Raw genomic sequence first — 14,664 nt, 5'->3', positions numbered from 1 at the left:
AGCACGCGTCAGCCACCGAATACCGTAAACGGAAAACCGTAAACTATTTCAAATACCGCTTCGCCGGGCTTAAAACCGCTCGTCGTGGGTAGGCGACGCCCCGGTAACTGGTTGGAGCGTTGGGGTCACCCCGCTTGTAGGTCGGTAATTTGGGATACGGGTAAATCGGGCGTTGAAACCGGACTCCGTTGCTGGCGACGCCACCGGTATAAGCCGCAGCAATCAATTGATCGGGAGCCTTGCCCTCCTCCACCCAGGTCATTAGAGCCGTTAAGATGTCGTGATCCCGGTTCTGTGGAACCGTCAGCGCCAGACTTTGCCCGCAGTCGTTCAGGCCCGGCCCTCCCCCACAATGCGCCATGCCGGGTATCAGAAAAAACCGAAAAAAGTCCGCCGTCTGCTTTGCGCCCCCCTGCGCTTCCACCACCCGCTCGTAGTAGGTGACAGCATCCTGATACGGAACGAGCGGATCGGCGGTTCCGGCATACATCAAAATCTTGCTCCCGCGTTTTTTCAGGGACGACAAATCAGGATTATTAGCATTCAGGAGCGGTGCCAGCACGGAATCCATCCGGTCCTGATCGCGGTCAAAATCAAACGCTCTGAAATCGAAGTTCGGGCCAAATACCCATTTGTATTGATAAAAAAGCGAAACGGGAGCCTGTTTCGGATTTTGCTGGTATTCCAGTCCGGCGGATGAGTTTTCGCTCCCGAGCGGCAAAGGCGTATAGATTCGCTCACCCGTCCGGGGATTCGTCGGTCCGGCGTATACGTGTTTCAGAGCGGTCAGTTGCGCGCTGGTCAGGCAGGTGCCATCGTCAGTACCCTCCGGGCATTTGGGCAGCGTTTCGGGATCAAACCGGCACGCCCGGGGGTCGGTCAGAAAATTGTCGCCGGGCGCTCCGCCGTCCTTCCCGACACATGCTTTCACCACCGCCTGGGTGATGAGCGCAATCTTCTCTTTCGGCAGAAACGCACTTCCGGGTAGTTGGTTCGTCACCTGATAGTTCCAGACAAAACCAGTGTGCAAATGGGTGCGGTTGTTGGCGGGTGCGCCAGCCAGAATTCCGTCATAATCGTCTGGATACCGCTGCGCTTCCATGAGTGCCTGCTGCCCTCCGGTCGAGCAACCCGCGAAGTAGGCGCGCTGGATCGGCTTTTGGTAGTGGGCCTGGATGATGGCTTTGGCGGTTCTGGTCATCTCGTGCGTGGCCCGGTGGCCAAAATCCGCCCAGCGTTCGGGGTGCCCCACGGCATCATTCGCATTCGGGGAGGTTCCCATGTCGGTATTGGTGGTCGCAAAACCGCGCTTCAGGCCATTCACCAGGGCACCGTAGGCAATAGAACCGGCTCCTCCGCCCGTACCAGTTCCCAAAAACCGGCCATTCCACCCGGTTTGCGGAAGCCACACTTCGATACGGATATTCGACTCGGGCGTAGGTTTCAACGTGGCCGCCACCCGGCAGAAAGCGGGCAGATCGGGAACCGACACGCCACTGCCCGGCATTTTGAACGTTCCGGCGGCCACACACTCGGCTATCGTGATGGTGGCTCCCGGAAACGTCTGTCTGGCAAGCTGTTGGCAGGCACAGGAAGCGCTGTCGGTTTGCGCGAATAAGGTAAAGTTGCTGCTTAAAGCAAGAAGAAGAAGGGTAATTTTTGAGAGCTGCATGAGTTAGGCAAAGGGCGTTTTCAAAGGTAAAGAAGATACGGTTGTTACACAGAGTTGATCAGAGAAAATCAGAGGTACACAGAGAAAACTTTGATTACCTCTGATTTTCTCTGATCAACTCTGTGTAACAACCGTAAAGACGGATTAGAAAATAAATCGTACTTTGCAGCCTGAATTCGTTGCGGGCTAACCGTCTCGGAATCAGCCTATTTTTTCTTTACGCAATCTATTTTATTCCTATTGACTATGAGCGAAGTAGCCAGCCGATTTAAGCCCGGTGTTATAACGGGCGAAGGCGTCACCGAAATTTTCCGTCATGCCAACGAAAATGACTATGCGCTTCCGGCGGTCAATGTTGTCGGGACCAACTCCGTCAATGCCGTGCTGGAAACCGCAAAAGCCGTCAACTCGCCGGTTATCATCCAGTTCTCGAACGGTGGTGGTATTTTCTACGCGGGCAAGACGTTGTCGAACACCAATCAGCAAGCCGCCATTGCCGGTTCGATTTCCGGTGCCCTGCACATTCATAACATTGCCGAATTATATGGTGTCCCCGTGATTCTGCATACCGACCACTGCGCCAAGAAATTGCTGCCCTGGATCGACGGGCTTCTGGAAGCTGGTGAGAAGCATTTCGACCAGACCGGAAAACCGCTGTACAGCTCACACATGCTCGATTTGTCGGAAGAGCCGATCGAAGAGAACATCGAAATCTGCGCCAAGTATTTCGAACGGATGGCCAAAATCGGCATGACGCTGGAAATTGAACTCGGTGTAACGGGTGGCGAAGAAGACGGCGTCGATAACTCGGATGTCGATGATTCGAAACTGTATACGCAGCCTTCGGAAGTGGCATTTGCCTACGAAGAACTGTCGAAGATTTCACCGAATTTCACCATCGCTGCGGCTTTCGGAAACGTTCACGGTGTTTACAAACCGGGGAATGTGAAACTGTCGCCGATCATTCTGAAAAATTCGCAGGATTATATTCAGGAAAAATTCAGTACCGGCCCGCTGCCCGTCAACTTCGTTTTCCACGGCGGTTCGGGTTCAAGCCGGGAAGAGATCCGGGAAGCCATCCGCTACGGTGCCATCAAGATGAACATCGATACCGATATTCAGTGGGCTACCTGGGAAGGGGTTAAAAACTACTACGAAGCCAACAAGGACTACCTGCAGGGCCAGCTTGGCAACCCGGCGGGTGCCGATTCTCCGAACAAAAAATACTACGATCCGCGCGTCTGGTTGCGTAAGGGCGAAGAAAGTCTGGTGAGCCGTTTGAAAGTGGCTTTCGAAGACCTGAACTGCATCAACCGACTGGCGTAAAGAGGTAAGAGTTAAAAGTGAAGAGTTATGAGTCGGAAGACTGGTAACTCTTTTTTTTGTGCCTTCTTTTCCAAAAACTAATGCGTCTGTTATTTGCCCCTATTAACCTGAAGGTTAGTACATACCCTGTTTAAATAACAGCCTATAGTTTAACTTTTTAAGTACTTTTAACTAGTCACTTTCACCGACATTGAACGGAATAAGGAATTTCTAAAAACTAATCAAGAATTTATTATTTATCTACGTGAGTAGGAAACCTCAATATCACTGTATTCTGTATCTTGAGGCATACATACGAAACGTGCTATGAAAACCTTATCTTTTTTATCCATGACGCTGAACGTCATGTCCATCTCCCGTAGGTTTACGACAACGAAAGAATGCCCCCACTGCGGTCGGGATCAATCGGCAGCAGAACGCATTCCCCGCTCCCTGCTCGTCAAAGGCCTTTTGTTTTATGTTCCCACCCGTACCTATCGTTGCCTGGGCTGTCGCAAAAAATTCATTAAAATTGGTACCGATTAAACACGTTTACATCTTTCTTTAATCTTGAGAAGAAGCGAAATCTTCACTTCTTCGTCATTCATACCAATGTGGTTTTAAGGTATGATTATGAGTGAAAATAAAACTTAATATACTGATCATACTGTCGAACATTGCGTTTTAACTTTACTTCTTACCATTCTAAAACCACCATTATAACGAACGGCAGCTTACGCCATCAATTGTCTTATTTCACATACGACAATTTGCGGGGAATGGTAAAAATCTCGGTCTGCCGACCGTCGATATACCGAAAATTCTGACCGTCGAAAAAACCGTCTTCCTCAAGCATAATCCGAACGGTTTTCTTCCACTCCGGCACATCAACAGCCGCATTGAGTTCAATGGAATAGGCGGTGTTTGCATACAACGGATAATCGCCCGAGCCGGGAACACCCTTTTGCTGATCCCACATCCCGATGGTCGGCCCGGCTGCGTGGCCATGAACGCCAATGGGGTGCGTATAAATTGTCCCCCGAATGCCCTCCTTCTTCGCCTGTTCCAGGGCTTCGAGTAGCAATTGATTCCCGGTTTTTCCGGCTTTGTAGCGTTCCGTCAGGATGTCCTGCAACCGGTTTCCCTGCTGAAACGCCTTGCGCAGTACTTCCGGCACCTCAGTTTCGCCGGGGCGCAGAATGTAGGCATGCTGCTGCTGGTCGGTGTTGAGCCGCAGGTAGGTGATGCCAAAATCGACGTGCAGCAGATCGCCGGGCATGATCACCTGACCGGAGGGGCGTTTGGAGAAGGTTTTGAGGTGATCGAAGTCTTTGGGCGAGCCGCTTCCCTGCACATCCACCGTCGGATGAAACCAGGTTTCCAGACCCAGTTCGGTAATTCGCTGGCGGAACCACCACACCACATCCTCGGTCGTGGTGACGCCTGGTTGAATAACCTGTTCCGAAAAGCCTTCCTGAATAATCTGGTGTGACAAACGGCAGATGAGCGGGTAAATGGCCATTTCCTTCTCTGTCCGCGTTTCCAGCCAGCCAACCGAGAGTTTCTCGGCCGAAACCAGCTTTTTCTGATCTTCTGCCGGTAATTTTTCCAGAAACTCACCGTGTTCCGTAAAGGTCAGGCCGTCGGCGTGGGCGTAGTTTTTGGAGAAGTTCAGCCCGATTTTTTTCGGCTTGCGGTCCTGAATAATTTTCACCAGGGCCTCCCACTGGTTGGGCCGGACGTCGATGTCCCAGGCACCTTTGAGCAGATTGCCGACATCGTAACGGGCAATCGCCAGTTTTTCCACGCCTTTATCGCCCCCCTGATCGAAAAATACCATGATCGTCCGGCGCCGGGCCGACAGCCACGTGCTGGGCAGCATGGTTTTCAAAACCGGGTCTTCGTTGTATTCCCGCGAAATGATCACCCACATATCGATTCCCTCCCGGCGCATCAACTGAGGCAGCAGGTTGTTGAAGCGATCTTCCAGGATTTCATCGACCACGCGCGCGCGTTCGCGTTCGTTCAGGATGGTGGAAGGCGAAAGCGGTTGGGCGGCTAAACCGCAGGCCGAAAAAAGGAGAAGAAACAGCGAAAGGAGACGGTGGTGCATAGATGAAGTGAAATATTATTATTCGTTAAAAATACGGATTTTCCGCTCTGGTGAGCAACGATAGGCTATATTTCGGCATCTTGCAGGAAAATAGATCGCTTCATATACCGCTGTCTGCCGAAAAAACCGTTACAAAGAGGTTGCCTCCGTGGGGCAGAATGGTTATTTTCCACTCCGTTTGCTTACCGTATACCTATGAAATACACCCTTACGATTCTTTTCGTCCTTTTTTTTATAAAACTGGTACCGGCTCAGGGCATCCGGGGAACGATTAAAACGGCCCAAGGCGAGGTGCTTCCCTATGCAGCCATCGTGGTCAAGGGAACGTCGAGCGGGGCCATCACCAACTCGGAAGGCCGGTATGAGGTGCCGCTAAAACCGGGTAAATACGCCGTGGTTTTCCAGTATTTAGGGTTTCAGGCGCAGGAAAAAGCCGTCGAAATCGGGAGCGACTGGCAAACCGTCGACGTGACCATGGAGGAGCAAGCGTTTCGCCTGCAGGAAGTGCAGGCCCGCGAAGGCAAGGAAGACCCGGCCTACAGCATCATGCGCCGGGCCATTGCCAAAGCCCGCTACCACGAGTTGCAGGTGATGAGTTACACGGCCAAAGCCTACACCAAAACGACCTTCACGATTACGGACTTGCCGATGCAGTTCATGTACCGGAAACAGTTGAAGGAAGCCGAAAAAGAGGGTTTTAAAATCGGCGTTCCGATGCTGTACGAATCGGTTTCGGAAGTGACCTTCAAACAACCCAACACCTACCGCTACCGCCTGATGGCGACCCGGAATTCGATGGGCGACAACATTTCGGTGAGCGATTATTTCCTGACGAGTTTCTACCGCCCGGAGGTCAACAACGCGGTTTCGCCCCTGTCGCCGAAAGCGTTTGCCTACTACAAATTTGAATACCAGGGCACATTCAGCGAGCGCGGCATCGACGTCAGCAAGATCCAGGTCAACCCGCGGGCCTACGGTGAAGGCGTTTTTCGGGGATATATTTTCATCATCGAAAACAGTTGGGCCATTCATAGTTTGCAGTTGGAAACCCGCAATCCGCTGGGTTTCGACATCAAAATCCGGCAGGTCTACAGCCCGGTGCAAAACGTCTGGTTGCCGGTCAATCAGCGGTATAATCTGGACGGCAAAATCATGGGAGCCGCCGGTAACGCCCAATTCATTATCAGCCAGACGTTCAACAGCCTGAAAGTCAATCCGGCGTTCGTGGAGGATGTTAAAATTGTGGACGAGAAGTTTGAAAAACCGGCGGTTTCGCTCTCCAATAAGGATATAAAAGGGCAGAAACTGGAGGATAAAATTGCCAAACAGAAAGAATATTCGACCAAAGATTTCAAAAAACTGCTGAAAGAATACGAAAAACAGGAATATCAGGCCAAAAAAGAACGCAAGGAAGAAGTGGAAGTTTCCCGCAACGACTCCACGGTTGTCGACTCGCTGGCCGGTAAACGCAGCAATGCCTTCTGGGATTCATTGCGGACGGTTCCGCTGACTTCGGCCGAGCGGATCAGTTACGTCAAGCGCGACAGTCTGAAAATTGTCCGCAAAATTGAAGTGCAAAAAGACAGCACCAAAGCCGTTCGGGATTCGACGAAGAAAAACCGGTCGAGCAAAACCTTCAAACCCGGCCAGTTGATTTCGGGCAATACCTGGAATTTTAGCAAACGAACGGCCCTGACCTGGGACAGCCCGCTTCAGAAAATTTATTACAACACCGTGGAAGGTTATACGTTCGATATGGGGTTACGCCTGCGGTATTTTCTCCGAAAACCGGAACGCGACTCCACCCGCCGACGGGTGGTGAACAAACCGACGCCCGACCTGACGATTGGCGGGGCGGGGCGCTACGAATTTGGCCTGTACCGATTGATCGGTACAGGCAGTATTGGCTACACCTACAAAGGTACCAGCATCGGCCTGATGGGTGGGCGCTGGGTCAACCAGTTCAACCCCAACGAACCGATCAGTCCGTTCCTCAACTCGGTGACCTCTTTACTTTTCGAAAAAAATTACGCCAAATTGTATCAGCGCGACTTCCTGCGCCTGGGCGTTTCGGCCCGTCCGTTCGAGAACCGGATCAACGTGTCCGGGAGCCTGGAATACGCCGAACGGACGGAACTGGCAAATTACAAGGAGAACCTGAAACCGTGGATCGACTGGAATCAGTTCAGTTACAGCCCCAACCGGCCCACCAACGCCGAACTGGGCTCGGGCGCATTTCCGGTGAATCAGGCGCTGACGCTCAATCTGGCGGTTTCGGGAAAACTGGCGGCTACCCGCTACCGGATTCGGAACGGTCGGCGCGTGGCGAGTCGCAACAACAGTCCCGAACTGACGCTGAACTACCGCAAAGGGATTCCGTTCAATTCCGGTGCTACCGAAGTTAGTGATGTGGATTATGATTTTGTCCAGGCCGGTCTGAGCCATTCGTTCGAAACCGGTATTCGGAGTCGCCTGAGTTATAATGTGTCGGCGGGTGGTTTTCTGAACGACAAAGCCGTGTTTTTCCCGGATTTCAAGCATTTCCAGGGCAACGAATTTTTCCTGCAACAGGGCGATCCGACGTCCATTTTCCGGATGTTGCCGTATTATCAGTACAGCACCGGCAAGCGGTTTGTGGAAGGCCACGTCTTGATGGAATACCGGAAGTTTTTAATCACTCAACTAACGCTCGTTCGGTTGACGGGTTTGAAAGAAAATCTGTTTGTTCATTACCTCGGCACCCCTAACTCCAAAAATTACACCGAAGTCGGCTACGCCCTCGACGGCCTAATTCCGGGGATCTTCCCATTCTTCCGCGTCGAAGTGATTTCGCAGTGGCAGGATTGGCAGTACCAGAAACTCGGTTTCCGGATCGGAACGACGCTGAAGTTCCGGTAACCGATTCGTTTAATAACTCCGGCGGAGTTTTCTGTCAATAGAACAACAATGCTGGAAAATTCCAAAGCTCCGGCGGAGCGTCCTGAAAATAAAGGACGCTCCGCCGGAGCTTTTTCTATTGACGGCATAATTTAACTATTGACAGTATGCCCCGCCGGGGCAAAATACAATCCGAATTTATAAAATTCACCGTTTGTCGATCGCGTTTCGCGAGTGATAACGGTGAATGGAGGCAAGTTAAATCCGAATTAAAATGCCCTAAAAACCTCTAAAAGCGGCATTTTACCTAAAACCGCCCATTCAAAAAGACGTAAAAGAATGTTAAAAATACCGCTGTCAGGGTCTTCGACCGCTGACAGGGTAGGGTATTTTAACGCCCTTTTAACAAAAATTTCATTCGCTTTAAATCCCGTCGGGCTTAGTTTGTGGCAAGCAAAGCCAGACAATGGGTCTTATCCACCACATAACGCTAACGGTCAGCCTGATTTGGGCGGTACTATTCCGGGTCTACCCGGCGGTTGCCGACTCGGTTTTTACTTCAGCGTCAAACGTCCAGACCACCGTTCTCCGGGATACCCACAAAACCCATCCGATTCCCGACTCAGCCGTTTTTCTGGTTCAGGACGAAGACGAACAAACCTCGCTGCGCGTCAATGCTGATTTTCTGCCGTCGCTTCCGGTAGCTTTGCCGGGTCTGCTGATGGTGCTGGTGCTGCTCCAACCCATTCTCCGGGTTTCGGTTGCTAAACGGCTGGGACTATCCCGGCCTTATTACTTGTTATTCTGCTCGTTACGCATCCCTTCGATATAACTACTCCGGGCTGATTTTGCCCCGCCCCCCAATTCTTTACCGCCATTCGGCGCAGTACACTCTTAAAACATACATACAATTCATCATGAAAAGGATTCTTCTTTTCGTGTTTGGGTGCTGGGTCAGTTGTCCAACGGTTTCGTTTGCCCAAAGCGATACCCTGCGGCTGACGCTCGCCCAGGCCGAAGCACAGTTCCGTCAGAACAATTTGCAACTGATGGCGACCAAACTGGGCATCAATGAAAACCAGGCCTACGAGTTTCAGGCAAAACTCTGGAACAACCCGAGCCTCTACGTTGAACAGATGCCTTACAATGCCCAAACGAAGGAGGTAATGCCACTGAGGCAGCGGAATTCGGAGCAAGTGGTCCAATTGCAGCAATTGCTGCTACTGGCTGGAAAGCGGAACAAGCAACTCGCGATTGCCCGCACCAATACCGAGCTGGCAAACGACCGGTTTTACGACCTGCTACGGACACTCAACTACCAGCTACGAACCACCTTCTACGACTTGTATTATACGCAGCAGGCGCTCCAGGTCTACGAACAGGAAACCGGCACGCTCCGGCAAACCGTCAGCTTATTTCAGCAGCAATACGACAAAGGCAATGTGCCGCTGAAAGACCTGACCCGGTTGAAAGCCTATCTGTTCAACCTGACTTCGGAACGTCAGCAACTGCTCCGGAAATTGACCGACGACCAGGCTGATCTGGCTGTCTTACTGAATGCCAGCCCTTCACTCACCCTACAACCCGTGCTGGAAAATACGGAGGCCGTTCAGCCTGCCGTCGGTCAACTCAATCTGAATGAGCTGATTAAAACCGCCGAAGAAAACCGCTACGACCTGAAAGCGTTCCGGGATCAGGCCATTCAGGAAAAGCAGAATCTGGCGTTGCAGAAAGCCCTGGCCGTTCCGGATTTGTCGGTGCAGGCCACCTACGACCGCAATGCCGGATACATTCCGAATTACGTGGGCGTCGGCGTTGGCATCAATTTGCCGGTTTTCAACAAAAATCAGGGCAACATCAAAGCCGCTGCCATTCGGACGCAGAGCAGCCAGCAGGCCACGGATGCTTACACCGTTCAGGTTGAGAGCGATGTGCAGCGGGCGTTTAAAAAAGTGCAGCAAACCGATCAGGTATACCGCACGTTCGATCAGAAATTCAACGGCGATTTTAGCCGCCTGATTGAGGGCGTCACGACCAATTATCGGAAACAAAACATCGACGTCGTCGAATTTCTGGACTTCTTCGACTCCTTCAAATCCAGCCAGATTCAATACAACCAACTGCAAAACGACCGGATGCAAAGTCTGGAAGAACTCAATTTTGCCGTTGGCACCACCCTATTCACCAAATAAGCAACGGTTTTAAACCGTCCGGTCATGCAAACGAATCATCTCTTAAAAACATCGCTGGTCGGGATTTGCAATCCCGACCCATTCTGTCACGAATCGCCGGGCGACCCCGCTGCGATTCGCAGCATCCGCAAATCATTGAATAAAACGCTTATTTTTCTGGCCTTTTTATCTTTTCTGCTTGCAACCGCCCTCACCGGCTGCCAATCGTCCGCCAATCCCGAAGACAACGCCGACGAAGCCACAACGCAGAAAGTCAACCTGCTGGCCACGGCCAAGCTGGATACGGCCCGGTTGCTGCCCGTCAACAACGAACTGAATCTAACCGGCAAAATCACCTTCAACCAGGACAAAGTCGTCAAAGTGTTTCCGCTGGTGGGCGGGCATATCGAAGAAGTCAAAACCGACCTCGGCGATTACGTCAAACGTGGGCAAGTGCTGGCCATCATCCGCTCCGGCGACATGGCGGATTTGGCCCAGCAGGCCATTTCGGCCAAAGGACAACTGGCCGTAGCCCGGAAAAACCTTCAGGTAACGGAAGACATGTCGAAAGCGGGTTTGACGGCGCAGAAAGACCTTATTGCCGCCCGCGAACAGATGCAAGCGGCTCAGGGTGAGGTCAATCGGGTGGCGGAGCGCAAAAGCATCCTCGGCGGTTCGGGTTCCACTTACATCGTGAAAGCGCCGGTCGACGGTTTTGTGGTCGAAAAAAATGCGGCTCAGGGCATGGAACTCCGCTCGGATGATCCCGAAAATCTGTTCACGATTTCGAACCTCGACCAGATTTGGGTGCTGGCTAATGTGTATGAATCGGATCTGGCCAACGTCAAAGAAGGGTTTAGCGCCACCATCACGACGCTCTCCTACCCCGACCGGATTTTTAAAGGGAAAATCGATAAAATTTTCAGCGTCCTGGACCCCGAAAGCAAAACCATGAAAGTGCGGGTGACGCTTTCAAACGCCGATTTCACGCTGAAACCGGAAATGTTCGCCAATGTGCGCGTTGAATATGCCGGTCACGAGCAACGGGTCGGCATCCCGGCGAAAGCCATTGTGTTCGACAAAAGCCGCAATTTCGTCGTGGCCGTCAACTCCCGGAATCAGCCGGTGGTGCGCGAAGTCGATCTCTTCAAAACCATCGGCGACATCACCTACCTCAACAGTGGCCTGAAACCCGGCGACCGGATCGTGAAACAGAATCAACTGCTGATTTACAATGCCTTAGGAAACTAATTGAGTGATTTGTGATTGAGCGATTGAGTGAGCTGCTGGTGTGCGGTTTTACTCATGACCTCATCACAGCGAAGCTTATTCACTCATTCGCTCAATCACAAATCACTCATTGAACAACATGAACAAGTTCATCAAAAATATCATCGCGTTCTCGCTGAAGAACCGGTTTTTCATCTTCTTCCTGACAGCGTTGGCCGTGGTTGCGGGGTTTGTCAGCTACCAGAACACGCCCATTGAAGCCTTCCCGGACGTTACCAACACCCAGATTACCATCATCACGCAGTGGCCAGGACGGAGTGCGGAAGAAATCGAGAAGTTTGTCACGATTCCGATTGAAATCGGATTGAATTCGGTCCAGAAAAAAACCGACATCCGGTCAACCACGCTGTTTGGGTTATCCGTCGTCAAAATCATGTTTGAAGACGGTGTCGACGATGCCTTTGCCCGTCAGCAGGTCAACAATTTGCTGGGCAGCATCGACATTCCCGATGGCGTCAAACCGGATGTACAACCGCCTTATGGCCCGACCGGCGAGATTTTCCGCTACACCCTCAAAAGCAGCACCCGCACCAGCCGCGAACTGAAAACCATGCAGGACTGGGTAGTGGAACGCCAGCTCAAAAGCGTGCCGGGTGTGGCCGACGTAGTCAGTTTCGGGGGCGAAGCGAAGACCTACGAAATCTCGGTCGATCCGCGCCGATTGCTCGATTACGGCATTACGCCCCTGCAATTGTACCAGGCTGTGGCCAATTCCAACGTCAACGTCGGCGGGGATGTGATCGAGAAAAACTCGGAAGCCTACGTCGTTCGGGGCATCGGATTGCTGAAAAACAGCCAGGATATTGGCAATGTCATCATCAAAAATGCCAACGGAACGCCAATCATGGTGCGCAACGTGGCCCAGGTTTCGGAGTCGGCGCTGCCGCGGCTGGGACAGGCCGGGCGCGACAACCAGAACGATGTCGTGGAATGCATCGTCGTCATGCGCAAGGGCGAAAACCCCAGCGAGGTAATTGAGAATGTGAAGGCAAAAATTAACGAACTGAACACCAGCATTTTGCCAGCAGACGTTCAAATCGACACGTTTTATAACCGCGAAACGCTGATTCATTTTGCGACGCACACCGTGACGCACAACCTGATTGAAGGACTCGTTTTCGTGACGGTCATCGTTTTTTTGTTCATGGCCGACTGGCGAACCACGGTCATTGTCTCGATCGTCATTCCGCTGGCGTTGCTCTTCGCGTTCATCTGTCTGCGGCTGAAAGGCATGTCGGCCAACCTGCTCTCGATGGGGGCCATCGACTTCGGTATCATTGTCGACGGTGCGGTGGTGATGGTGGAAGGCATCTTTGTCACTTTGGATGAAATGGCGTTGCACAACGGGATGCCGAAATTCAATAAACTGGCCAAGCTCAGCGTGTTGCGCAAAACCGGCACGGAAATGGGCAAGGCGATTTTCTTCTCCAAACTCATCATCATCACCTGTCTGATTCCCATCTTTTCGTTCCAGAAAGTGGAAGGCAAAATGTTCTCCCCGCTGGCCTGGACACTTGGTTTTGCCTTGCTGGGCGCGTTGATTTTTACCCTGACACTGGTTCCGGTTCTGGCGAGTTTTCTGCTGAAAACCAACGTTCGGGAAAAACACAATCCGGTGGTGAACGTCATCACGAAATACGCGACCAAAACGTTCGGCTTCACCTTTGCGCACAAAAAACTGAGTCTACTTTTTGCCCTAGGTCTGGTGGTGGTAGGTTTATCCGGTTTCAAATTGCTCGGAACGGAGTTTCTGCCGGAACTGGACGAAGGCTCGATTTACGTCCGGGCCAGCATGCCGATGAGCATCTCACTGCCCGAATCCGTCAAACTGACCACGCAGATGCGGCACGTTTTTGAGCAATTTCCGGAAGTAAAAGGCGTCATTTCGCAAACCGGCCGACCCAACGACGGCACCGACCCCACCGGTTTTTACAACATCGAATTTCTGGTCAGCATTTTCCCGAAAGAAGAATGGAAGAGTGGGATAACAAAAGCGCAACTCATCAGTCAGATGCAGAAAAAGCTGGCGGTTTTTCCGGGCGTCGATTTCGGATTTTCGCAACCCATCATGGACAACGTGGCCGAAGCGGTTTCGGGCGTCAAAGGCTCCATTGCGGTCAAGGTGTACGGGCCCGATTTATACACGCTGGAACATAAATCCAACGAAATTCAGAAGCAACTGGCCACCGTCAGCGGCATCACCGACCTCGGCGTGATCCGCAACATTGGCCAGCCGGAACTGCGGATTGAGCTGGACGAACAGAAGCTGGCACTTTACGGCGTCGATAAAGCCAACGCCCAAACCGTAGTGGAAATGGCCATCGGCGGCAAAGCCGCGACGCAGATTTACGAGGGTGAACGGAAGTTTGACCTGCGGATTCGCTACGACCAGCCGTTCCGCTCCAACGAAGCCGAAATTGGCAATCTGATGGTGCCAACCAACAACGGTTCGCAGATTCCGATCAAGGAAATCGCCAAAATCTACACCCAAACCGGCCCGATTCTGATCTACCGCGAAGGCAACCAACGCTACGGTGCGGTGAAATTTTCGGTTCGGGGCCGCGATATGGGCAGTGCCGTGGCCGAAGCGCAGCAGAAAGTGACGGCCAACGTCAAACTACCCCAGGGGTATTCGATCAAATGGGCGGGCGACTTTGAAAACCAGCAAAGGGCCACCGCCCGACTGGAGCAGGTCGTTCCGCTCAGTTTGCTCGGTATTTTCTTCATCCTGTTCGTGCTGTTTGGTAACGTCAAAGATGCCGGACTGGTGTTGTTCAACGTGCCGTTTGCCATCATCGGCGGCATTGCGGCTCTGCTCATCACCCACGTCAATTTCAGCATTTCGGCCGGGATTGGTTTCATTGCGCTGTTCGGGATTTGTATTCAGAACGGGGTGATTCTGATCTCGGTTTTCAAGAAAAACCTGCACAATCGACTCAGTCTCAACGACTCGATTAAGCTGGGCGTCATTTCGCGCGTGCGGCCCGTGGTGATGACGGCCATGATGGCAGCCATTGGATTGATCCCGGCAGCGATTTCCACCGGCATCGGTTCCGAAACTTCCAAACCGCTGGCGATTGTGGTCATCGGCGGTCTGATAACCGCCACGTTTTTAACACTTTTCATCTTTCCGCTGGTCTTTTATGTGTTTTATCGGCCCAAAACCCTGGCGCCCGTTTAAAAATATTTTGGCAATGTTTTAAGAGAATCGGTACAGACCCGCCAACTTTGGCGGG

General features: G+C 52.1%; 9 protein-coding genes. 7 read left to right on the top strand and 2 right to left on the bottom strand.

Translation table 11 applies throughout. The annotated features are described in order from the left end of the window. Positions 1–43: 43 nt before the first annotated feature. On the bottom strand, positions 44–1,672 hold the full coding sequence (locus ACO064_RS27405) for a tannase/feruloyl esterase family alpha/beta hydrolase (RefSeq protein ID WP_421830379.1): 1,629 nt from the start codon (positions 1,670–1,672) through the stop codon (positions 44–46). A gap of 246 nt (positions 1,673–1,918) precedes the next feature. Here ACO064_RS27405 and fbaA point away from each other — a divergent pair, with 246 nt between their 5' ends. After that, the gene (gene fbaA, locus ACO064_RS27400) at positions 1,919–2,998 is read left to right on the top strand and encodes a class II fructose-bisphosphate aldolase (protein ID WP_421830378.1); all 1,080 of its coding nucleotides are present in this window, start codon (positions 1,919–1,921) and stop codon (positions 2,996–2,998) included. 306 nt (positions 2,999–3,304) lie between these two features. Beyond that, positions 3,305–3,523, top strand: a complete 219-nt coding sequence (locus tag ACO064_RS27395) for a hypothetical protein (RefSeq protein ID WP_421830377.1) — start codon at positions 3,305–3,307, stop codon at positions 3,521–3,523. Between the two features lie 205 nt (positions 3,524–3,728). Here the strand turns inward: ACO064_RS27395 and ACO064_RS27390 are convergent, their stop codons facing one another. Then, a complete protein-coding gene (locus ACO064_RS27390) occupies positions 3,729–5,090 on the bottom strand; it encodes a M24 family metallopeptidase (RefSeq protein WP_421830376.1) in 1,362 nt (453 codons plus the stop codon). A gap of 195 nt (positions 5,091–5,285) precedes the next feature. Between ACO064_RS27390 and ACO064_RS27385 the strand changes: the two genes are divergently transcribed. The 5 genes from ACO064_RS27385 to ACO064_RS27365 all read left to right on the top strand — a co-directional run bounded on the left by ACO064_RS27385 (position 5,286) and on the right by ACO064_RS27365 (position 14,609). Then, positions 5,286–7,988: a DUF5686 and carboxypeptidase regulatory-like domain-containing protein gene (locus tag ACO064_RS27385; protein WP_421830375.1), complete on the top strand. Its 2,703-nt coding sequence runs from the start codon at positions 5,286–5,288 to the stop codon at positions 7,986–7,988. Positions 7,989–8,433: 445 nt separating this feature from the next. Beyond that, complete coding sequence (locus ACO064_RS27380) at positions 8,434–8,799, top strand: hypothetical protein (RefSeq protein ID WP_421830374.1); 366 nt, start codon at positions 8,434–8,436, stop codon at positions 8,797–8,799. Positions 8,800–8,884: 85 nt separating this feature from the next. Further along, a complete protein-coding gene (locus tag ACO064_RS27375) occupies positions 8,885–10,159 on the top strand; it encodes a TolC family protein (protein WP_421830373.1) in 1,275 nt (424 codons plus the stop codon). Positions 10,160–10,183: 24 nt separating this feature from the next. Next, positions 10,184–11,389: an efflux RND transporter periplasmic adaptor subunit gene (locus ACO064_RS27370; RefSeq protein WP_421830372.1), complete on the top strand. Its 1,206-nt coding sequence runs from the start codon at positions 10,184–10,186 to the stop codon at positions 11,387–11,389. A gap of 118 nt (positions 11,390–11,507) precedes the next feature. Next, a complete protein-coding gene (locus tag ACO064_RS27365; RefSeq protein ID WP_421830371.1) occupies positions 11,508–14,609 on the top strand; it encodes an efflux RND transporter permease subunit in 3,102 nt (1,033 codons plus the stop codon). The last annotated feature ends 55 nt before the right edge of the window (positions 14,610–14,664 follow it).

It is taken from the genome of Larkinella sp. (assembly GCF_965227735.1).
GTDB lineage: Bacteria > Bacteroidota > Bacteroidia > Cytophagales > Spirosomataceae > Larkinella.
The sequence above is the reverse complement of the archived record's forward strand: the minus strand, read 5'-3'. Positions and strand labels throughout refer to the sequence as shown.